Genomic DNA, 21,608 nt, shown 5'->3' with positions numbered 1-21,608 from the left:
CGCCTCCCTCGGCCCGGGTCCCCGCCAGCGTATGCCTCAGCCCGCCGTCCGGGCAGTGGGGGCCTCCTGGGGGAACAGACGCAGCCGGTGCGCCAGCGCCGCCGCCTCCCCCCGGCCCGAGACGTCCAGCTTGGCCAGGATGTTCGAGACGTGGACGCTGGCGGTCTTCGGGGAGATGAAGAGTTCCTCGGCGATCTGGCGGTTGCTGTAGCCGGCGGCGACCAGGCGCAGGACGTCGCGCTCACGGCTGGTGAGGCCGAGGGCCTCGGCCGGGTCGGCGGGAGCCGGGGCCGACGGCTCGGGGGCGCGGCCCAGGGCGAGGCGGGCCCGCTGGGCGAGGAGCGCGACGGTGTCGGCGAGCGGGCGGGCGCCGAGGTGGCCGGCCGCCGCCCCGGCCAGCCGCAGAAGCTCCGTGGCACGGGCCCGGTCGTCCTCGTCGGCGCCCGCGATCAGCAGGGACTCGGCGAGACGGTGCCGGACACGGGCGAGGTCGTAGGGGCGCTCCAGCGGTTCGAAGGCGGTGACCGCTTCGGACCACTCGTGCGGGTCGGCCGTGCCCTCGGCGCGGCGGAGCTCGGCGCGTACCCACTGTTCGTGGGCGAGCCAGACGGGTGCTCCGGTGGCCAGGGACTTGGCGGCCTCGCGCAGCCGCTCCAGGGTCCCGGCGCGGCCCGCCTCGGCGACGGGCAGTCCGCGGGCGTCGGCCTCCGCGGTGGCGGCGGCGAGCAGCAGCGGCCAGCCGTAGCGCTGGGTGCCGGGCGGGAAGCCCGCGTCCAGGACGTCCTCCACGGCGGCGCGGGCGTCGAGGAGGCGTCCCTCTCCGGCGGCGATGCCGATCGCGGTGCGGACCAGGGGCAGCGAGTGCTGCGGCATGGGGTCGTGGGTCCCGAAGTGGGCGCGAGCGGAGGCGAGTTGACGTGCCGCTTCGGCGAGGTCGCCGCGGGCGAGCGCGAGGTCCGCGAGGCGCATGGCACCGCTGCCGGACGGTTTGCCGCTGAGCCCGACACCCAGCGCGTTGCGCGCGGCCTCTACGGCCTCGTCCCACTGGCCGAGCGCGTAGAGCGACTCCGAGAGGTTGCCCCACACCCAGGCCTCGGTGTCCAACAGCCCGGATTTGCGGGCGAGTTCGACGCCCTCGCGCAGGACAGTGACCGCTTCCCGGGAGCGGCCGACGGACTCCAGGTGTGAGGGCAGGTTGATGTGGACGCGTCCCGTGACCATGGAGGGGGCGTGCCGGAGCACCCGCTCCTTGACCTCGTACATCTCCGCGATGCCCGTCTCCACGTCGCCCGCGTCGACCATGAGGCCGCCGAGCGTGAGCCGGGCGTTCAGCTCGATGTCCCGGGCGCCCACCATGCGCGCGTACTCCACGGCGCGCTCGGCGGCCGAGAGGGCACCGGGACCCGGTTCGTGCAGCATGCACCAGGCGGCGACCATGGAGAGCACCTCGGCGTGCACCTCCGACGGCGGCAGGCCGCGCACCAGGTCCCGGGCGGTGGCGAGCTCCGTCCAGCCGTCCCCGCGGGCCTGTGCCTGCACCAGGCGGGAGCGCTGGATCCAGAACCAGGCGGCACGGAGGGGGTCGTCCTCGTCCTCCAGGACGCGCAACGCCCGCTTGGTGATCTTCAGGGCGCGCTCGCGCTCCCCGCACAGCCGGCCCGCGACGGCGGCCTCGGCCATCAGGTCGAGGTAGCGCAGAGGGGTGGTGGCCGGGTCGCAGCCACAGGGTGGGAAGACCTCCACGTAGTCGATGGGGCGCAGCTCGTCCCGTACGGCTTCGGGGGTGGCCTCCCACAGCTCCATCGCGCGCTCCAGGAGCCTGAGTTGCTCGGAGTGGGCGTGCCGGCGGCGGGCCTCGACGGAGGCGTCGAGGACGGCGGGGAGGGCCTTGGCGGCGTCGTGCGCGTGGTACCAGTAACTGGCCAGGCGGGTGGCGCGCTCGTCGGCCGGGACGAGCGTGGGGTCGGCCTCCAGGGCTTCGGCGTAGCGGCGGTTGAAACGGGAGCGCTCACCGGGGAGCAGGTCGTCGCTGACGGCCTCGCGGACCAGGGAGTGGCGGAAGCGGTAGCCGTCGCCGCCGGGTGAGGCGTGCAGGATGTTGGCGCCGACGGCGACGCGCAGCGCCTCGATGAGGTCGTCCTCGGCGAGCCGGGCGACGGCGGCGAGCAGCGGGTACTCGACGGCGGAGCCGCCCTCGGCGACGATCCGGGCGACGCGCTGGGCGCTCTCGGGGAGGCCTTCGACGCGGACGAGGAGCAGGTCGCGCAGGGAGTCGGTGAGCCCGGTGCGGCAGCCCTGGTGGGCGGCGACGGCGAGTTCCTCGACGAAGAACGCGTTGCCGTCGGAGCGTTCGAAGATGTCGTCGACCTGGGCGGGGTCGGGTTCGTGGGCGAGGATGCCGGCGATCTGACGGCCGACCTCGGCGCGGCTGAAGCGGCCGAGTTCGATGCGGCGGACCGTGCGGAGGCGGTCGAGTTCGGCCAGCAGGGGGCGCAGGGGGTGGCGGCGGTGGATGTCGTCGGCGCGGTAGGTGGCGATGACGACGAGGCGGCCGCTGCGCAGGGTGCGGAAGAGGTAGGCCAGCAGGTGGCGGGTGGAGGCGTCGGCCCAGTGCAGGTCCTCGAGGGCGACGACGACGGTGCGGTCGGCGGCGACGCGCTCCAGGAGGCGGGCGGTGAGCTCGAAGAGGCGGGCCATGCCCTCCTCGTCCGGCCGGCCGCCGCGGCCGGTCTCGCCCAGCTCGGGCAGCAGCCGGGCCAGCTCGTCCTCCTGTCCGGCGGCCGCGGCGGCGAGCTCGTCGGGGAGCAGTCGGCGCAGGGCGCGCAGGGCGGTGGAGAACGGGGCGAAGGGCAGTCCGTCGGCGCCGATCTCCACACAGCCGCCGCTCACGAAGACGGCGCCCTCGCGGACGGCCGCGGTGGCGAACTCCTCGAGCAGGCGGGTCTTCCCGACCCCGGCCTCACCGCCGAGCAGCAACGCCTGCGGCTCTCCCCCGGTGCTGAACGCCTGGGAGGTACCCCCGGCGACAGTACGGGCGAGCGCGTCGTGCAGGACGCCGAGTTCGTCGGTGCGACCGACGAACACCGGGCTGACGGACCTGGATTCCACAGGCCCGAGCATCGCACAGGGGTCTGACAGTGCGGCACTGGTTATCGAGCGGGCGACCGCCGCCCCGCTCGCTGGGAGGCGGCCGACCCCCGTACGGCCGCCCCCCGCCCCCGCGCTCATGCGGCGCGGGCGAACCGGTGCCGGCGGGGACGCGGGCTATGCGCCTGCCCCTCCGGGTCGTTCTGCCCGGACTCGCGCGCGGCGGCGCGGCGGGCGGCGCGACGGCCACGGAGGGCTTCCTGCGCCTGACGGTGGTTCTGTGCCTCGCGGATCAGCTCGTTGGAGCGCATCTGCTGGAGCTCGTACTCGAACATGTCGTGTCCCTCGTGAGGAGTCGGTTTCGTCATCGCTTTCCGCGATGCCTCAACCTTCGTCTCCCAGGGGGGTGCGTCACATCGGGAGAGTTCCGCATCTTGCGCACGCGAAGGGCCTTAGAGCGGCCGTAAGTGACTTACGGCGGCTCTAAGGCCCCTCAGAGGTACGGAGATCCAGCCGTGGTTTCAGGCGTGGTTTCAGCTGGTGGACGGCAGTCCGAGAATGATGTCGGAGTACTTGGCGACGGCGAGGACCAGGCCGATGACGCCGAGCGAGACGCCCGCCCAGGCGACCGACTTGATCCAGGCGGCCTGCGGCTTGCCGGGGGCCCCGAAGGCGGGCCGGACCAGGACCACGACGCCGACGATCAACGCGGCCAGCGCAAAGAGGCCGCCGACCAGCGCGGTGGTCGCCCACGCATCGCCGTAAACCTCCTTGACCTGCTTGGCGACGCTCGCGGTCGAGGAGGTCCCCAGCTGGCCGACGAGGGTCTCGCGGGCGGCGGCCACGGTGGCGACCCAGCTGCCGGTGAGGGACACGACGCCAAGGCCGGCGGAGACGACGGCGGCGGCGCCCTGGCCGACGCCGGGGGTGCCCTTCTCGGCCTCGGGGGTGTCCTCGCCCTCCAGGGCCTCGGCGTCGAGGTCGTCCTGGTCCTCGGCGTCCTCGGCGTCCTCGGCTTCGGCGTTGCCGGTCTCCTCGACCTCGGCGTCCGGCGCCTCGTCGGTCTTGGTGGCGTTCACGGTCTCCTCGTCGCTCTTTGCCTCGGTGCCGTTCGCGTCCACGGCTTCGTCAACTGTCTTGGTTCCCATGACCCGCACCGTACGGACGGAGTCTGAGAAGTCTCTTAATGATCGTTGCGAGCGACGACCGAGATCATCGTCGCTCACGCGCGCGTGCCGCCCGCCACTCGGGCGCGAGCACCGACCAGACCTCCATGTCGAGGCGTACTCCCCGGTGGGGGTAGCTCTCCCGCAGCACCGCGTCCCGGGTCATCCCGAGCCGCCGGGCGCCGTTCACGCTCGGCACGTTCGCGGAGGCGGCGATCCACTCCACACGGTGGATCCCGCGCTCCTCGACCGCCCAGTCGATGAGGATCCGCATCGCCCGGGTGACCAGACCGCGTCCGGTGCCGGCCGGTTCCAGCCAGCAGCCGACCTCGCAGTTGCCGTGCTCGGCGTCGAAGTTCAGGAAGAGCACCCCGCCGACGAGCTTCCCCTCCAGCCACAGGCCGTGCAGGGATCCGGTGTCGGCGGCGCGCATGTCGGCGTACCGCTGGAGTGTCTCCCGCGCGGAGGGCACGTCCGTGGCCTTGGACCCGAAGGGGATGTACTGCCCGATGAACTCCCTCCCCCGGTCCAGGTGCGCGAGGAACTCCTCCGCCTGCCAGGGCTCCAGGGGTCGCAGTTCCGCACCGTCGTCACCCAGGGATATCGCGTACATCCTGCTGCCGCTCCTTTTCCTGTACGACCTCCAGTACGTCCACCTGGGCGTCCGTCGCAGCGGTCGGCGTCTCTGATTGGCTGAGCGATCCTATGCCAGACATGGTGTCCGGCATGGGTTCCGCCCATCGTGGAGGGGGGTCCGGTCCGCCGCGTCTTCGGGACGGCGTGGGTGTTGCGCGCGGCACGGACCAGGAGGCGACGAATCACTACGGATGCCTGACCACCAGGGGGCCCGCGGGCATGCCTGAGGGGATGCATCGGTTCCGATGCATCCCCTCAGGTGGGTACTTACGGGTACTCAGCCCTCGCTGACGCCCAGCTTCTCCAGGATGAGTTCCTTGACGCGGGCCGCGTCGGCCTGGCCACGGGTGGCCTTCATGACCGCGCCGACCAGGGCGCCGACCGCGGCCACCTTGCCGCCGCGGATCTTGTCTGCGACGCCCGGGTTGCCGGCGATGGCCTCGTCGACGGCGGCGGTCAGCGCGCCCTCGTCCGAGACGACCTTCAGACCGCGCTTGTCGACGACCTCGTCCGGGGTGCCCTCGCCCGCGAGCACGCCCTCGATGACCTGGCGGGCGAGCTTGTCGTTCAGGTCTCCGGCGGCGACGAGCTGTGCCACCCGGGCGACCTGCGCCGGAGTGATGGGCAGGTCCTCCAGGGCCTTGCCCGACTCGTTGGCGCTGCGCGCCAGTTCACCCATCCACCACTTACGTGCGGACGCCGCGTCCGCCCCGGCCTCGATCGTGGCGACGATCGGGTCGATGGCACCGGCGTTCAGGATCGACTGCATGTCGTGCGCCGAGACACCCCACTCCTCACGGAGGCGGTTGCGACGCGCGAGCGGCTGCTCGGGCAGGCCCGCGCGCAGCTCCTCGACCCACTCGCGGGACGGGGCGACGGGGACGAGGTCGGGCTCCGGGAAGTACCGGTAGTCCTCGGCCTCCTCCTTCACGCGGCCCGAGGTCGTGGACCCGGTGTCCTCGTGGAAGTGGCGGGTCTCCTGGATGATCGTGCCGCCGCTGTTGAGGACCGCGGCGTGCCGCTGGATCTCGAAGCGGGCCGCACGCTCCACGGAGCGCAGCGAGTTGACGTTCTTCGTCTCGGAGCGCGTGCCGAACTTCTCGCGGCCGTGCGGGCGCAGCGACAGGTTCACGTCGCAGCGCATCTGGCCCTGCTCCATGCGGGCCTCGGAGACGCCGAGCGCCTTGATGAGCTCGCGCAGCTCGGCGACGTACGCCTTGGCGACCTCGGGAGCGCGCTCGCCCGCACCCTCGATCGGCTTGGTGACGATCTCGATGAGGGGGATGCCCGCGCGGTTGTAGTCGAGCAGGGAGTGCGAGGCGCCGTGGATTCGGCCGGTGGCGCCGCCGACGTGCAGCGACTTGCCGGTGTCCTCCTCCATGTGGGCGCGCTCGATCTCCACGCGGAAGACCTCGCCGTCCTCCAGCTGTACGTCGAGGTAGCCGTTGAAGGCGATCGGCTCGTCGTACTGGGAGGTCTGGAAGTTCTTCGGCATGTCCGGATAGAAGTAGTTCTTCCGGGCGAAGCGGCACCACTCGGCGATCTCGCAGTGCAGCGCGAGGCCGATCTTGATGGCGGACTCGACGCCGGTCGCGTTGACGACGGGCAGCGAGCCGGGCATGCCGAGGCAGGTCGGGCAGGTCTGCGAGTTGGGCGCGGCGCCCAGCTCGGTGGAACACCCGCAGAACATCTTGGTCTTGGTACCGAGCTCGACATGGACTTCGAGGCCCATGACGGGGTCGTACGTCGCGAGAGCGTCCTCGTACGACACCAGCTCGTCGGTCGTGGTGGTCACGGTGAAAACTTCCCTCTCAGCCCAGCAGGACGTCGTCGTCGCCCAGGCGCCTGAGCTCCCGGTAGAGGATGGCGAGGCCGGTGACGATGGCGGCGGCGGACACGGCCGCGTCGATGAGGCGCAGCGTGTCGTGCTCCGTACGGGCCTTCTTGGCCTGCTTGGCGACGCCGATCGCTCCGAACGCGGTGCTCGCGATGGACAGGTACGTGCCGGACTTGGACTTCTTGAAGCCCTTGGCCTTGGTCAGAGCCTTACTCACAACGACGGAGCCTCCTCGAGCAGCGGGTGGCCCCACTTTTCCACGAAGGCTGCCTCGACGGCGGCGCCGACCTTGTACAGCCGGTCGTCCTTCATCGCGGGGGCGATGATCTGCAGACCGACCGGGAGGTTGTCCTCGGGGGCGAGACCGCAGGGCAGCGACATGGCGGCGTTGCCCGCCAGGTTGGTCGGGATGGTGCACAGGTCCGCGAGGTACATCGCCATCGGGTCGTCGGCGCGCTCGCCGATCGGGAAGGCGGTGGTGGGCGTCGTCGGGGAGACGATGACGTCGACCTTCTCGAACGACTTCTCGAAGTCGCGCGTGATGAGCGTACGGACCTTCTGGGCGCTGCCGTAGTACGCGTCGTAGTAGCCGGAGCTGAGCGCGTACGTGCCGAGCATGATGCGGCGCTTGACCTCGGGGCCGAAGCCCGCCTCACGGGTGAGGGAGGTGACCTCCTCGGCCGACTTCGTGCCGTCGTCGCCGACCCTGAGGCCGTAGCGCATGGCGTCGAAGCGGGCGAGGTTCGACGAGCACTCGGACGGGGCGATGAGGTAGTACGCCGCCAGCGCCAGGTCGAAGGACGGGCAGTCCAGCTCGACGATCTCGGCGCCGAGCTCCTTGAGCAGGGCGACGGCCTCGTCGAAGCGCTGCACGACACCGGCCTGGTAGCCCTCGCCGCGGAACTGCTTGACGACGCCCACGCGCATCCCGGCGACCGAGCCGTTGCGGGCGGCCTCGACGACCGGCGGGACCGGGGCGTCGATGGAGGTGGAGTCGAGCGGGTCGTGGCCCGCGATGACCTCGTGCAGCAGTGCGGCGTCCAGGACCGTACGGGCGCAGGGACCGCCCTGGTCGAGGGAGGACGAGAACGCGACCATGCCGTACCGCGACACCCCGCCGTACGTCGGCTTGACGCCGACCGTGCCGGTGACGGCGGCGGGCTGGCGGATGGAGCCGCCCGTGTCCGTGCCGATGGCGAGGGGCGCCTCGAACGAGGCGAGCGCGGCGCTCGACCCGCCGCCGGAGCCGCCGGGGATACGGGTGAGGTCCCAGGGGTTGCCGGTGGGGCCGTACGCGCTGTTCTCGGTGGAGGACCCCATGGCGAACTCGTCCATGTTGGTCTTGCCGAGGATGACGACGTCGGCGGCCTTCAGCTTCTTGGTGAGGGTCGCGTCGTACGGCGGGATCCAGCCCTCGAGGATCTTGGAACCGACGGTGGTCGGGATCCCCTCGGTGGTGAAGATGTCCTTGAGCGCGAGCGGCACACCGGCGAGGGGGCCGAGCTTCTCGCCCCGCTCCCGCTTGGCGTCGACGGCGCGGGCCTGCGCGAGGGCACCCTCGCGGTCGACGTGCAGGAAGGCGTGCACCTTCTCGTCGACGGCCTCGATCCGGGCGAGGTGGGCCTCGGTGACCGCGACGGCCGTGAGCTCGCCCGCGGCGATCTTCGCGGCGATCTCGGCCGCCGTCAGCTTGATGATGTTGACGTTGGTGTCCGTCATGGTGATTAGTCCTCCCCCAGGATCTGCGGCACCTTGAAACGCTGCTGCTCCTGGGCCGGGGCGCCGGAGAGCGCCTGCTCGGGGGTGAGCGACGGACGGACCTCGTCCGCGCGCATGACGTTCGTCAGCGGCAGCGGGTGAGAGGTCGGCGGTACGTCTTGGTCGGCGACCTCGCTGACGCGGGCGACCGCGCCGATGATGTCGTCGAGCTGGCCGGCGAAGTGGTCGAGTTCTTCGGCCTTCAGCTCCAGACGCGCCAGCCGTGCGAGGTGGGCGACCTCCTCGCGCGTGATGCCAGGCATGCAGCGATCCTCTGGGTGAGAGTGTGTGGTTTGGCCCAATCCTATGGGTCCGGGGCCGATGCCCGCGCCCGGGTTTGCCTCAGCCCCCTTTCCCACCCGCACCACCCGTGACGGTTCGCGTACGAGATGGAAGTCGCCGGTGGGGGTTCCTCGCCGTCGGCGCCGCCCCACCCGGGGACTGGCATCACCGACCGGAACCCGCGGGCCGTCCGTGGCTGAGCGCCCAGTTCCCCGCGCCCCTGACGGGGCGCGAACGCCGACGGTGGGCAAGCCGCACGGAGGTCCGCTTGTCCAGTGACCGTAAAGGGTGGTGCGCGGGTGGGAGAGAACTACTCCGCGGCCGGCAGCGCGGCACGCGGCCGCTGCCAGCCGCGCGACCCCCGCGCCAGCAGCCACGCCGTCGCCTCCTCCGGAGGCATCGCCGCCGCGACCAGCCACCCCTGCACCGCGTCACACCCGAGATCCCGCAGGCGCTCCCACGTCTCGTCGTCCTCGACACCCTCCGCCACGACGAGCAGCCCCAGCGAATGCGCGAGATCGACGGTGCAGCGCACGATCTCCGCGTCCTCGTTGTCCACGGCGAGCCGCGCGACGAAGGACCGGTCGATCTTCAGCTCGCTCACCGGCAGCCGCCGCAGATGCACCAGCGAGGAGTACCCCGTACCGAAGTCGTCCAGCGACATCTTCACGCCGTGCCCGGTCAGTCCGGCCAGCGTGTCCGCGGCCCGCTGCGGGTCCTCGAGGAGCACATGCTCCGTTATCTCCAGCTGCAACGCCCCCGCGGGGACCCCGTGCCGGGCGAGCCGCGCGGCGACCGAGCCCGCGAAACCGGGGGTGTGGACGTCCCGCGGGGACACGTTCACCGCGACCGGTACGCGCAGTCCCTGCGCCCGCCACCGCGCGACCTGCGCGAGCGCCGTCTCCAGCACGTACTCGGTGAGGTGCGGCATCAGTCCGGACGACTCGGCGATCGCGATGAACTCGTCCGGCGGCACCTTCCCCCGCTCGGGATGCACCCATCGGACCAGCGCCTCGAGCCCGGCCACCTGTCCGTCGAAGCGGACCTTGGGCTGGTAGTGCAGTTCGACGTCACCGGCGTCCAGCGCCCGACGCAGATCCCCCAGCAGACCGAGCCGGTCCGGTGTGTTCGAGTCCCGCTTGGACTCGTAGACCTCCACCCCCGTACGGTCCCGCTTGGCCTGGTACATCGCCACGTCCGCCCGCCGCAGCAGCCCCTCCGCGTCCAGCGCGTGGTCGGGAAAGACGGCGAGCCCGGCGCTGGCCTCCAGGACGAGGGTGAGTCCGTCGAGGTCGAGCGGCGAGCCGAGGGCGGCCACGAGATTGCGGGCGACCCGCGTGGCCGACGTGGTGGAGTCGGCGACGGGGAGTAACACGGCGAACTCGTCCCCGCCGAGCCGCGCGGCCTCCGCCCCGCGCGGCAGCGCCAGCCGCAGCCGGTCGGCTATCTGAAGGAGCAGCCGGTCCCCGGCGAGGTGCCCCAACGTGTCATTCACGGAGCGGAAACGGTCGAGGTCGATCAGCATCAGGGCGGAACGCGCGCCTATGCGCTCGGCATCGTCCAGAGCCGTCCAGGTCCGTTCGAGCAGCCACTGGCGGTTGGGCAGCCCGGTCAGCGGGTCGCGCAGTTGCTCCTCGGCCCGGACGCGGGCGATCCACAGGGTGGAGTCGAGGGCGATGAGGGGGATCGAGAACAGCGGCAGCAGCATCGGCTGGGCGATCGCGACCACGCAGATCAGCGGCGCGATACCGAGCAGCGCGACGGCGACCAGGCCCTGCCTGACCAGCGCCGTGCGGGTGGCGGTCGGCAGTCCGCCGGTGCCCGGCGCATGCAGGTACCAGAGCAGGACGCGGGTGACCGCGAGATAGGCGGTCGCGACCAGCACCACCTCGGGTGCGGCGTAGAAGTTCCAGCTCTCCGGGTTCCAGGGCGCCTCCACGGACGGCACCCGCCCGAACATGGCGAGGACCAGCGCTCCGGCGCCGATGCCGAGGATGTCGACCGCGCCGTGCAACACCCCCTGGCGCCAGCGGCCTCGGCGCGCGGCGCCGACCAGCACGACGACGGTCAGGCTGACCATCCCGGCGGCCACCCAGCCGTACAGCAGCAGGACCGCGAGGGTGAGCGCGGCGCCGGAGCCCGTGCCGCCCCACCAGCGGGCGCGGCCGAGGGCGACCAGATGGCCGACGATGATGCCGGTCAGTACCGCCAGCGACCAGCCGACCGCGCCGGACGGGAAGAGGGCGTGGTGGCCGCCGAACGCCCGGTAGAAGCCGCCGCCGAGGACGAACGCGGCCGCCCCGACGACCGCGGCGGGCAGTGTGGGCCAGGAGAGGTGCCGTTCGGGTTCGTGACCGGACAGGCCTCCGCCGCGCCCCGCGGCGAGCCTGCCGGCCCCCGGGGCGGGGGCGGCTACGGTGAGGGGTGGTGCGGAGCCCTGCCCGCCCGTGCCGGGGCGCTCCGACGGACGCCCCGTCCGGAGGCCGGCCATCCACGCGCCGGTCATCCGGCGCAGGCGCAGCCGTGAGTCCGGGGCGGCGCTCTCGGTCGGTTCCATTCCCGTCCCTCTCACAGCCGGCGGTGCCCACGCCACGCGGCCCGTTGCCGGCGACAACTGCCAACGGCACCGCGTCTGAAAACCCTTCCCCAGGCTCTTGCGGAGCAGGGGATGCCCCAACCGCAGCTGGGCACGGCAGGCGCACACCTCAACAGTAGGCCGCAGAAGCCTTCTACGGGCAGCGGTCGACGACGGTTGCCCGAATGCGACCCGGCCACCCGTATGCATCTGATATGCGCCGAACGGGTGGCCTTCAACCGCTACTCCTCGGTCGGAAGGGCGACTTCCGCGGCGGCCTCCGGTCCCTGTTCGAGCAGGACGGCGAAGCCCTCCTCGTTCAGAACCGGCACTTTGAGCTGCATCGCCTTGTCGTACTTGGATCCTGGGTTGTCGCCCACCACCACGAAAGACGTCTTCTTCGAGACCGAACCGGTCACCTTCGCTCCCCGGCTCTGCAGGGCCTCCTTCGCGCCGTCCCGCGTGTGGTGTTCGAGCGTGCCGGTGACGACGACGGTGAGTCCTTCGAGCGGCCGGGGGCCCTCGTCCTCACCGGAACGCTCGTCCTCCATACGGACGCCCGCCGCCCGCCACTTGCGGAGGATCTCGCGGTGCCAGTCCTCCGCGAACCACTCCTTGAGCGAGGCGGCGATGATCGGGCCGACTCCCTCGGTGGTGGCGAGCTCCTCCTCGGTGGCCTGCTCGATGCGGTCGATGGAGCGGAACTCGCGCGCCAGCGCCTCCGCCGCGACCGGCCCGACATGACGGATCGACAGGCCGGTCAGGATCCGGGCGAGCGGGCGCTCCTTGGCCGCCGCGATGTTGTCCAGCATCGCGATCGCGTTCTTCTTGGGTTCGCCCTGCTGGTTGGCGAAGACCGTGGCGATCTTCTCCTCGCCGGTCTTCGGGTCGCGCTTGGGCAGGCCGCTGTCCTGGTCGAGGACGTACGCCTTGATGGGCAGCAGCTGCTCGATGGTGAGGTCGAAGAGGTCTCCCTCGTCGGCCAACGGCGGTTCGGCCGGCTCCAGCGGCTTGGTGAGGGCCGCCGCCGCCACGTACCCGAAGTGCTCGATGTCGAGTGCCTTGCGGCCCGCGAGGTAGAAGAGCCGCTCACGCAACTGGGCCGGGCACGAGCGCGCGTTCGGGCAGCGCAGGTCGACGTCGCCCTCCTTCATGGGCCGCAGCGGCGTCCCGCACTCGGGGCACTCGGCCGGCATCACGAACTCCCGCTCGCTGCCGTCCCGTAGATCCACCACCGGCCCGAGGATCTCCGGGATGACGTCACCGGCCTTGCGCAGCACGACCGTGTCCCCGATGAGGACGCCCTTGGCCTTCACCACGTCCTGGTTGTGCAAAGTGGCGAACTCGACCTCGGAGCCGGCCACCGTGACCGGCTCGACCTGCGCGTACGGCGTGACGCGGCCCGTGCGGCCGACGCCGACCCGGATGTTGACGAGCTTGGTGTTGACCTCTTCGGGCGCGTACTTCCAGGCGATGGCCCAGCGCGGCGCGCGCGAGGTGGAGCCCAGGCGGCCCTGCAGCGGGATCTCGTCGAGCTTGACGACGACTCCGTCGATCTCGTGCTCCACGGAGTGCCGGTTCTCGCCGTAGTACGCGATGAACTCCCGTACGCCGTCGAGGTCGTCGACCACCTTCGCGTACCGCGTGGTCGGCAGGCCCCAGGAGTGCAGCAGCGTGTACGCCTCCGAGAGGCGGGAGAGGCCCTCGAAGCCCTCCAGGGCGCCGATTCCGTGGACCACCATGTGCAGGGGGCGACTCGCGGTGACCCTGGGGTCCTTCTGGCGCAGTGAACCCGCCGCCGCGTTGCGCGGGTTGGCGAAGGGCTTGTCGCCGGCCTCCACCAGGCGGGCGTTGAGCTCCTCGAACTTCTCCATCGGGAAGTAGACCTCGCCGCGGATCTCCACCAGATCCGGGACGTGGTCGCCCTTGAGTCGGTCCGGGATCTCCGCGATCGTGCGCACATTGGGCGTGATGTCCTCGCCCGTGCGGCCGTCGCCACGGGTCGCGGCGCGGGTGAGGCGGCCGTGCTCGTAGGTCAGGTTGACCGCGAGGCCGTCCACCTTCAGCTCGCACAGGAAGTGGTGGTCCGAGGTGCCCACGTCCTTGGCGACGCGCTCGGCCCAGGCCGCCAGCTCCAGGTCGCTGAAGGCGTTGTCCAGCGAGAGCATGCGCGAGCGGTGCTGGACGGAGGTGAACTCGGTCGCGTACGCGCCCGCGACCTTCTGGGTCGGGGAGTCGGGGGTGCGCAGCTCGGGATACCGCTCCTCCAGGGCCTCCAGCGAGCGCAGCAACTGGTCGAACTCCGCGTCGCTGACGACCGGCTGGTCCTTCACGTAGTACCGGAAGCGGTGCTCCTCGATCTGCTCAGCGAGCTGCGCGTGCTGCTCCCGTGCCTCGGCGGGCAGGGAATGGGGCTGTGCGTCCTTGTCGCCGGCCACCGTGTTGTCCTCCCGTTACTCTGGGTTGTCCGCGAGGGATCTCGCCGCCCGGGCGCAGTGGGCGAGTGCCCGGCGTGCGTACTCCGGGGAAGCGCCCGCGAGTCCGCACGACGGAGTGACCGTGACCGCCTCCGCGAGAAGACCCGGATGCAGCCCCAGCCTGCGCCACAGCGTCCTGACACCCATGACGCTACCGGCAGGGTCTGACAATGGTCCGTCCGTGCCCGGCACGACACCGGCGAAGAGCCGGGTGCCGCCCTCCACCGCCTCGCCGATGGCATCGTCGTCACGCTCGGTGAGCAACGAGAAGTCGAACGAGATGGCCGCGGCCCCTGTCCTGCGCAGCAGCGCGAACGGTACGTCGGGTGCGCACGAGTGCACCACGACCGGGCCGTCGGTGTGCACCCCGACGACGTCCCGCAGTGTCGCCTCCACGCGTTGCCGGTCGACGGCGCGGTGGGTGCGGTAGCCACTGGCGGACTTCACCTGGCCGCGCAGCACCGCGATGAGCGAGGGCTCGTCGAGCTGCAGCACGATCTGGGCGCCGGGCACCCGGCGGCGTACCTCGTCGAGGTGCGTGCGCAGCCCCTCGGCGAGCGATCCGGCGAGGTCCCGGCAGGCGCCGAGGTCGGAGAGCGCCGCCTCGCCGCCCCGCAGCTCCAGCGCGGCGGCCAGCGTCCAGGGGCCGACGGCCTGTACCTTGAGCGGCCCCTCGTAGCCCTGGGTGAACTCCTCCAGCGCGTCGAGGTCTTCGCCGAGCCAGGATCTGGCCCGCTTGGTGTCGCGCCCCGGCCGGTCTCCGATCCGCCAGCCGCTGGGCTCCACGCGCGCGTAAAGCTCGACCAGCATCCCGGCGGTCCGTCCGATCATGTCCGCGCCGGGCCCCCGGGCGGGCAGTTCGGGCAGGAACGGGAAGTCGTCGAAGGACCCGGTCACGGTCTTGGCGGCCTCGCGGGCGTCGTCGCCCGGCATGGAGCCGACCCCGGTGGCGGGGCCCCAGGTGAAGTTCATCGTCCCGGCCGCACGGTCAGGTCGTTGACCTCCGCGTCGCGCGGCAGGTCGACGGCCACCAGGATCGTCGTCGCGACGGACTCCGGGTCGATCCACTTCGAGGCGTCGTACTCCTTGCCCTCCTGCTGGTGGACCTTCGCCTGCATGGGGCTCGCCGTCCTGCCGGGGTAGACGGATGTGACCCGGACGCCGTTCGCGTGCTCCTCGTGGCGCAGGGAGTCCGCGAGGGCCTTCAGGCCGTGCTTGGAGGCGGCGTACGCGGACCAGTCGGCGTGCGCGGCGAGGCCGGCGCCGGAGTTCACGAACACGACGTGGCCCTGGGCGACGCGGAGTTGCGGCAGGAAGTGGCGGGTCAGCTCGGCGGGGGCGATCAGGTTGACGTTGAGCTGGTGACGCCAGGACTTGGGGGTCAGCTCCCCGACGGGGCCGAGGTCGACCACGCCCGCGATGTGCAGGAGCGAGTCGACGCGCTCGGGCAGGGACTGGTGCGAGAACGCCCAGGAGAGCTTGTCCGGGTCCGCCAGGTCGCCGACCAGGGTCCGGGCCCCGGGGAACTCGGCCGCCAGTTCCTTCGCGCGGCCCGCGTCGCGTGCGTGGAGCACGAGGTCGTCCCCGCGCGCGTGCAGACGGCGGGCGACGGCCGCGCCGATGCCGGAGCCCGCCCCGGTGATCACATGTGTAGCCATGGACGCCATGCTCGCATCACCGGGTGCCCACGCTCTCCTCCAGGTAGGCCAGCGCGCCCACCGGCTCCTCGGCGAAGAACACCAGGTCGGTGAGCGGGCACGGCAGGAAGCCCTCGGCCTCCATGCGGCGGAACTGCTCCTTCAGGCCGTCGTAGAAGCCCGCCGTGTTGAGTAGGACGACCGGCTTCTCGGTCTTCCCGTGCTTCTTCAGCTCCAGGATCTCGGTCGCCTCGTCGAGGGTCCCGGTGCCGCCCACCATGATCACGACGGCGTCGGCCTTGGCCAGGAGCAGCGCCTTGCGCTCGGCGAGGTCCCGGGCGATCACCATCTCGTCGGCCCCCGCCCGCGCCGTGGCCGCCAGGAAGTCCACGGAGACCCCCAGCAGCCGTCCGCCCGCCTCCTGCACCCCGTCGGCGACCACCTTCATCAGCCCGACGTCGGAGCCGCCCCACACCAGCGAGTGGCCGCCCTTGCCGAGGAGCTCGGCGAACTCCCGGGCGGGACGGGTGTAGCGGTCGTCGAGGTCGGCGGCGGAGAGGAAGACGCAGATATTCATGTGCCTACGGTACGAGGGAAGAACCCGCGTCCCACGCGCGCTGTACGGGTATGGCCAATGGACACACGATCACCATCGAACAGGGCACGGAGCGGGTACGCGTCGTGCACGGCGACCAGGTGCTGGCTCAGAGCGACCGGCCCCTGGTGCTGCGCGAGACCGGCTGTCCCGTGCGCTACTACCTACCGGCCGAGGACGTCCGCCTCGACCTGCTGACGACCTCCGACACCCACACGCACTGCCCCTTCAAGGGCGACGCGTCCTACTGGTCCCTGCCCGACGCCCCCGACCTCGTCTGGTCCTACCCCGACCCCAAGCCGGACGTCGCCCGCATCAAGGACCACTTCTGCTTCTACGAAGTCGAAGTGGCGTAACCGCACCGGCGCCACGCCGACGGCCCGGGTGTTCCCGGGCCGCTTCGGTGGTCAGCGGGGTCGCCGTCCTCGAAGGGCCCGGAAAGCCCTAGACGCCCGCCGTCGCGCGCGTGGTCGTCGCGATCGTCGCCGAGCCCACCACGCGCGTGCCGTCGTACAGGACGATCGCCTGGCCGGGGGCGACGCCGCGGACCGGCTCGGTGAACGTGACCTCGAGTTCGCCGTCGACCAGCTCTGCCGCGACCTGCGTCTCGCCTCCGTGGGCGCGGAGTTGGGCGGTGTAGGTGCCCGGGCCGGTGGGGGCGGCGCCGCACCAGCGGGGCTTGATGGCGGTCAGCCCGCTGACATCGAGGGATGCCGCCGGACCCACGGTCACCGTGTTGTTCACCGGCGAGATGTCCAGGACGTAGCGCGGCTTGCCGTCCGCGGCCGGGGTGCCGATGCGCAGCCCCTTGCGCTGCCCGATCGTGAAGCCGAACGCGCCCTCGTGGGAGCCGATGACCGACCCGGACTCGTCGACGATGTCGCCCTCCGCCTTGCCCAGGCGGTTCGCCAGGAAGCCCTGGGTGTCGCCGTCGGCGATGAAGCAGATGTCGTGCGAGTCGGGCTTCTTGGCGACGGCCAGGCCCCGGAGCTCCGCCTCCGCGCGGATCTCGTCCTTCGTCGTGACCGTGTCACCCAGCGGGAACAGCGCGTGGGCGAGCTGGCGGTCGTCGAGGACCCCGAGGACGTACGACTGGTCCTTGGCCATGTCCGAGGCCCGGTGCAGCTCGCGCGTGCCGTCCTCGTTCACGATCACCTTGGCGTAGTGGCCCGTGCAGACCGCGTCGAAGCCGAGCGCGAGCGCCTTGTCGAGCAGGGCGGCGAACTTGATCTTCTCGTTGCAGCGCAGACACGGGTTGGGGGTGCGTCCGGCCTCGTACTCGGCGATGAAGTCCTCGACCACGTCCTCGCGGAAGCGCTCGGCGAGGTCCCACACGTAGAACGGGATGCCGATGACGTCCGCGGCGCGGCGGGCGTCGCGCGAGTCCTCGATGGTGCAACAGCCTCGCGCGCCCGTGCGGAACGATTGCGGGTTGGCGGAGAGCGCGAGGTGCACGCCCGTCACGTCGTGACCGGCTTCGGCCGCGCGGGCGGCGGCGACGGCGGAGTCCACGCCGCCGGACATGGCGGCGAGGACGCGGAGGGGGCGGGGGCGCTGCGAGGTCTCAGTCATAGCCCCTCCAGAGTACGGGGCCGCGGGAACCGAAGCCCGCGGGTATCCGTTGACGATCGCAACGGAGCCCGCTGCGGGACGGGCGGGCACGAAGGACGGGGGCGGACGCCATGAGCGGGGCCGCGGAGAACACCGAGAACACAGGCGACACAGGGAACACAGGCGACTCGGGAACCACCGAAGCCACAGGAAGCGTGGGAACCAGGGAGATCGCAGCCGGCACAGGGACCACGGAAGCCACGGGGGCCGCGGGGATCACTGGAGCCGGGGAATCCATCGGGAGCAGCGGGGGCGGCGTGGGCGCGAACGGGACCAAGGGGCGTGCCCGCCGGGACCGTGACCGGCGGATCGGACGGCGGACGCTGCTGATCGGTGGCGCCGCGGCCGCCGTGGGCACGGCGGTGCTCGCGCGCGGTGAGCTCGGCCACCTGTGGTGGCGGCTGCCCGGCGTCGAAAAGCCCCGGGTGGCGGGAGCCGTCGACTTCCGGGGTGCGCAGTGGGTGGCCGCCTCGTCGGCGAACTGGCGGCGGGCGGACCGGCCCGACGACTATGGGATAGACCGGGTCGTCATCCACGTCACCCAGGGCAGCTACCGAAGCGCCGTGAAGGTCTTCCAGGACCCGGCACACGGCGCGGCCGCGCACTACATCGTGCGCAAGGACGGACACATCACGCAGATGATCCGCGAGCTGGACGTGGCCTTCCACGCGGGCAACCGGGGGTACAACGAGCGGAGCGTCGGCATCGAGCACGAGGGCTTCGTGGAGCGCGCCTCGTCGTTCACGGACGCCATGTACGCGGCCTCGGCGCGGCTGACGGCCGGGATCTGCGGGCGGTACGGCATTCCCGTGGACCGTGCGCACATCATCGGACACGTCGAGGTACCGGGCACCGACCACACGGACCCCGGGCGGTACTGGGACTGGGACCGGTACATACGGCTGGTACGGCAGGCCCGTACCGCGGCGGAGCCGGCGCGCACAGCTGGGGCGTAGCCACCAGAGAGCGCTTTCGGTGCGCGCTCACAGACAGCGGCGCACAGGGCTCAAGTCACCTAATCGTGATGCTGTGAGGCGTCGACGGGACGCGCGTGTCCCTTGCGTCCCGTGCTGCCGATGTGACCAGCGACACGTCAACTCTCGCTGTTTCCGCGGGAGTTGATCCTGACTTTAAGTCATCGGATTTCACAGCGACGACGGCGTTCTCCTAACTCCGGCCCAGTCTTCACATAGTCCTTAGGCCGAGAGTCCACCGCTATGACTCACACCACGGGCAAGACCCCGGGCAAGTCCACGGGCAAGGGCATGCACCGCCGCAAGTTCCTCGGCGGGATGGCCGGAGCGGGCATCGCGGCGGTAACCGCCGGCGGCACGGCCATCGCCTTACTGACGAACGCGACACAGAACAAGGCGCACGCCGCGGGCACCACGCTGACCATCCCCGACCTCCTGGAGGGGACCACCACGGACGGCACCACGACGTTCACCCTGGAGGCGAAGACCGGCACCAGCGAGGTGCTCAGCGGAGTGACCAGCACGACCGCGGGCTACAACCAGTCGTTCCTCGGCCCCACTATGAAGTGGACGTCGGGCGACACCGTCCTGCTGAACATCACCAACAGCCTCACCGAGGACACCACCGTCCACTTCCACGGCGCGCACGTCCCGCCCAGCATGGACGGCGGTCCGCAGAACTCCTTCGCCGCGGGGAAGACCTGGTCGCCCACCTTCACGGTCAAGGACGAGGCGAAGACGCTCTGGTACCACCCGCACGCCCTGGGCACCACGGCGGAGCAGGCCACCCACGGCCTCGCGGGCATGATCATCGTCGAGGACGACTCGGACGCGTCCGCGGCCCTGCCCAGCACCTACGGCACCGACGACATCCCGATCATCCTGCAGTGTCTGGCCACGGACAGCGCGGGAGACATCAAGTACAACCTGACCGGCTACCTCAGCAACGGCCTGAGCTTCCCCCTGCTGTGCAACGGCACGAACGTCGACGACACCACGCTCTCCTTCACCGCCACCAAGAAGCGCACCCGCTTCCGGCTGCTCAACGCCTCGCCGTCCGACATCATCACCATCCAGCGCAGCGACGGCGCGACGCTCACCCAGATCGCCACCGACCAGGGCTATCTGACCGAGGCCACCGAGGTGGCATCGATCCGGCTGGTGGCGGGCGCGCGGGCCGAGTTCGTCATGGAGCTCAGCGACGCGGTGACGTTGGAGGCCGTGGTGACGACGGGCTGGGTGCGCGGCGGCAGCGGGACGTACGAGTTCCTGACCGTCACCCCCGACGCCTCGGACACTCCGGCGACCCTGCCCACCCTCAACACCATCACCCGCTACGACACCAGCGACTTCACCGCCCGCACGATCACGCTCGGCCAGAGCGGCGCAACGATGACGATCAACGGCTCCGCCGGGACGAGCATGTCCTCGATGGCGATGATCAGCACCACCCTGGGTGCCGAGGAGGTGTGGACGGTCAAGAACAGCACGCAGCTTGAACACTCGTTCCATCTGCATGATGTGCCGTTCCAGCTGATCTCCATCAACGGGGAGGATCCGACGGGCGTCCAGCTGGGCTGGTACGACACGTTCGAGGTGGTCGGCGGCGGCTCCATCGAGATCGCGATGAAGTTCACCGACTTCTCGGACGACACCTATATGTACATGCTCCACTGCCATCTGCTGCAACACGAGGACGAGGGCATGATGGCCTCCCTCATGGTGACGGACAGCTAGGGCGACAGCGCCGGTACGAGGTGAGCGAGCGCGGTGGTGTCAGGTCAGGCCTGCCGACCGTGCCCGCTCCACCGCCGGGCCGATCGCCTTGGCCACCGCCTCGACGTCCGCTTCCGTGGAGGTGTGGCCGAGGGAGAAGCGCAGGGTGCCGCGGGCCAGGTCGGGGTCGGCGCCGGTGGCCAGCAGGACATGGCTGGGCTGGGCGACGCCCGCCGTGCACGCGGAGCCCGTGGAGCACTCGATGCCCTGGGCGTCCAGCAGAAGCAGCAGGGAGTCGCCCTCGCAGCCCGGGAACGTGAAGTGCGCGTTGGCGGGCAGCCGGCCCCCGGTCGCGGGGTCACCGCCGAGGATCGCGTCGGGCACGGCGGCGCGTACGGCGTCGACCAGGTCGTCGCGCAGGGCGCCGATCTCGCGGGCGAACCACTCGCGCTGCTCGGCGGCGAGCCGCCCGGCGACCGCGAACGAGGCGATGGCGGGTACGTCGAGGGTGCCGGAGCGCACATGCCGCTCCTGGCCACCGCCGTGCAGCACGGGTACGGGCGTGTACTCGCGGCCCAGCAACAGGGCGCCGATGCCGTACGGGCCGCCGATCTTGTGGCCGGAGACGGTCATCGCGGCGAGGCCGGAGGCGCTGAAGTCGACGGGCACCTGGCCGAAGGCCTGGACCGCGTCGGCGTGCAGTGGGATCCCGAACTCGGCCGTGACGTCGGCCAGTTCGCGGACCGCCATCACCGTGCCGATCTCGTTGTTGGCCCACATGACGGTGACGAGGGCGACGTCGTCGGGGTTTCGGGCGATGGCCTCGCGCAGGACGTCCGGGTGGACGCGGCCGTAGGAGTCGACGGGCAGGTACTCGACCGTGGCGCCCTCGTGTTCGCCGAGCCAGTGGACGGCGTCGAGGACGGCGTGGTGTTCGACCGGGCTCGCGAGGACCCGGGTGCGGGCCGGGTCGGCGTCGCGGCGGGCCCAGTACAGGCCCTTCACGGCGAGGTTGTCGGCCTCGGTGCCGCCGGAGGTGAAGACGACCTCGCTGGGGCGGGCGCCGAGGGCCTCCGCCAGGGTTTCCCGGGCTTCCTCGACCGTCCGTCGGGCGCGGCGGCCGGCGGCGTGGAGGGAGGAGGCGTTGCCCGTGACGCTCAGTTGGGCGGTCAGCGCCTCTACCGCCTCGGGGAGCATCGGTGTGGTCGCGGCGTGGTCGAGGTAAGCCATGATGGGCCCGATTCTACGGGCCGTCCG

The 21,608-nt window shown here is 71.4% G+C and carries 18 protein-coding genes; 3 read left to right on the top strand and 15 right to left on the bottom strand.

Features of this window, described 5'->3' with window-relative positions; translation table 11 throughout:
- Positions 1-36: 36 nt before the first annotated feature.
- From OG798_RS36150 to OG798_RS36090, 13 genes are all read right to left on the bottom strand, one after another.
- Positions 37-3,120 carry a helix-turn-helix transcriptional regulator gene (locus tag OG798_RS36150; protein ID WP_328758310.1) on the bottom strand — a complete coding sequence of 1,028 codons (3,084 nt, stop codon included), beginning with the start codon at positions 3,118-3,120 and terminating at the stop codon, positions 37-39.
- 104 nt (positions 3,121-3,224) lie between these two features.
- Positions 3,225-3,422 (bottom strand): hypothetical protein, encoded by a 198-nt coding sequence (locus OG798_RS36145; protein ID WP_095852469.1) that lies wholly within the window; start codon positions 3,420-3,422, stop codon positions 3,225-3,227.
- Positions 3,423-3,620: 198 nt separating this feature from the next.
- Entirely contained in the window at positions 3,621-4,235 is a 615-nt protein-coding gene (locus OG798_RS36140; protein WP_261689956.1) for a hypothetical protein, read from the bottom strand.
- Between the two features lie 64 nt (positions 4,236-4,299).
- On the bottom strand, positions 4,300-4,866 hold the full coding sequence (locus OG798_RS36135; protein ID WP_328758309.1) for a GNAT family N-acetyltransferase: 567 nt from the start codon (positions 4,864-4,866) through the stop codon (positions 4,300-4,302).
- Positions 4,867-5,166: 300 nt separating this feature from the next.
- A complete protein-coding gene (gatB, locus tag OG798_RS36130; RefSeq protein ID WP_097224703.1) occupies positions 5,167-6,684 on the bottom strand; it encodes an Asp-tRNA(Asn)/Glu-tRNA(Gln) amidotransferase subunit GatB in 1,518 nt (505 codons plus the stop codon).
- Positions 6,685-6,700: 16 nt separating this feature from the next.
- A complete protein-coding gene (locus tag OG798_RS36125) occupies positions 6,701-6,943 on the bottom strand; it encodes a hypothetical protein (RefSeq protein ID WP_054234587.1) in 243 nt (80 codons plus the stop codon).
- Complete coding sequence (gene gatA, locus OG798_RS36120; protein ID WP_095852471.1) at positions 6,940-8,445, bottom strand: Asp-tRNA(Asn)/Glu-tRNA(Gln) amidotransferase subunit GatA; 1,506 nt, start codon at positions 8,443-8,445, stop codon at positions 6,940-6,942. Before gatA ends, OG798_RS36125 begins: the two co-directional genes overlap by 4 nt.
- 5 nt (positions 8,446-8,450) lie before the next feature.
- On the bottom strand, positions 8,451-8,747 hold the full coding sequence (gene gatC, locus OG798_RS36115; protein ID WP_010984178.1) for an Asp-tRNA(Asn)/Glu-tRNA(Gln) amidotransferase subunit GatC: 297 nt from the start codon (positions 8,745-8,747) through the stop codon (positions 8,451-8,453).
- A 329-nt stretch (positions 8,748-9,076) separates the two neighbouring features.
- On the bottom strand, positions 9,077-11,323 hold the full coding sequence (locus OG798_RS36110) for a putative bifunctional diguanylate cyclase/phosphodiesterase (RefSeq protein ID WP_267062889.1): 2,247 nt from the start codon (positions 11,321-11,323) through the stop codon (positions 9,077-9,079).
- A 260-nt stretch (positions 11,324-11,583) separates the two neighbouring features.
- Positions 11,584-13,779, bottom strand: a complete 2,196-nt coding sequence (ligA, locus tag OG798_RS36105) for an NAD-dependent DNA ligase LigA (RefSeq protein WP_095852473.1) — start codon at positions 13,777-13,779, stop codon at positions 11,584-11,586.
- Between the two features lie 15 nt (positions 13,780-13,794).
- Entirely contained in the window at positions 13,795-14,790 is a 996-nt protein-coding gene (locus tag OG798_RS36100; RefSeq protein WP_095852474.1) for a methionine synthase, read from the bottom strand.
- Positions 14,787-15,485 carry an SDR family oxidoreductase gene (locus tag OG798_RS36095; protein ID WP_095852475.1) on the bottom strand — a complete coding sequence of 233 codons (699 nt, stop codon included), beginning with the start codon at positions 15,483-15,485 and terminating at the stop codon, positions 14,787-14,789. The genes OG798_RS36100 and OG798_RS36095 overlap by 4 nt, the downstream gene beginning before the upstream one ends.
- A 7-nt stretch (positions 15,486-15,492) precedes the next feature.
- A complete protein-coding gene (locus OG798_RS36090; RefSeq protein WP_095852476.1) occupies positions 15,493-16,032 on the bottom strand; it encodes a TIGR00730 family Rossman fold protein in 540 nt (179 codons plus the stop codon).
- Positions 16,033-16,082: 50 nt separating this feature from the next.
- On the opposite strand from OG798_RS36090, the gene OG798_RS36085 reads away from it, so the two are divergent.
- Positions 16,083-16,406, top strand: a complete 324-nt coding sequence (locus OG798_RS36085) for a DUF427 domain-containing protein (RefSeq protein ID WP_095852477.1) — start codon at positions 16,083-16,085, stop codon at positions 16,404-16,406.
- An 88-nt stretch (positions 16,407-16,494) separates the two neighbouring features.
- On the opposite strand, the gene mnmA is transcribed toward OG798_RS36085, so the two are convergent.
- A complete protein-coding gene (mnmA, locus tag OG798_RS36080; protein WP_097224705.1) occupies positions 16,495-17,622 on the bottom strand; it encodes a tRNA 2-thiouridine(34) synthase MnmA in 1,128 nt (375 codons plus the stop codon).
- A gap of 296 nt (positions 17,623-17,918) precedes the next feature.
- On the opposite strand from mnmA, the gene OG798_RS36075 reads away from it, so the two are divergent.
- Complete coding sequence (locus tag OG798_RS36075; RefSeq protein WP_095852479.1) at positions 17,919-18,617, top strand: N-acetylmuramoyl-L-alanine amidase; 699 nt, start codon at positions 17,919-17,921, stop codon at positions 18,615-18,617.
- 261 nt (positions 18,618-18,878) lie between these two features.
- Positions 18,879-20,372, top strand: a complete 1,494-nt coding sequence (locus OG798_RS36070) for a multicopper oxidase family protein (protein WP_257016570.1) — start codon at positions 18,879-18,881, stop codon at positions 20,370-20,372.
- Between the two features lie 39 nt (positions 20,373-20,411).
- On the opposite strand, the gene OG798_RS36065 is transcribed toward OG798_RS36070, so the two are convergent.
- Positions 20,412-21,581, bottom strand: a complete 1,170-nt coding sequence (locus OG798_RS36065) for a cysteine desulfurase family protein (RefSeq protein ID WP_261689950.1) — start codon at positions 21,579-21,581, stop codon at positions 20,412-20,414.
- Positions 21,582-21,608: the final 27 nt, after the last annotated feature.

The organism is Streptomyces sp. NBC_00271 (assembly GCF_036178845.1).
Taxonomy (GTDB): Bacteria; Actinomycetota; Actinomycetes; order Streptomycetales; family Streptomycetaceae; genus Streptomyces.
This window is presented reverse-complemented; position numbering and strand designations above follow the sequence as displayed.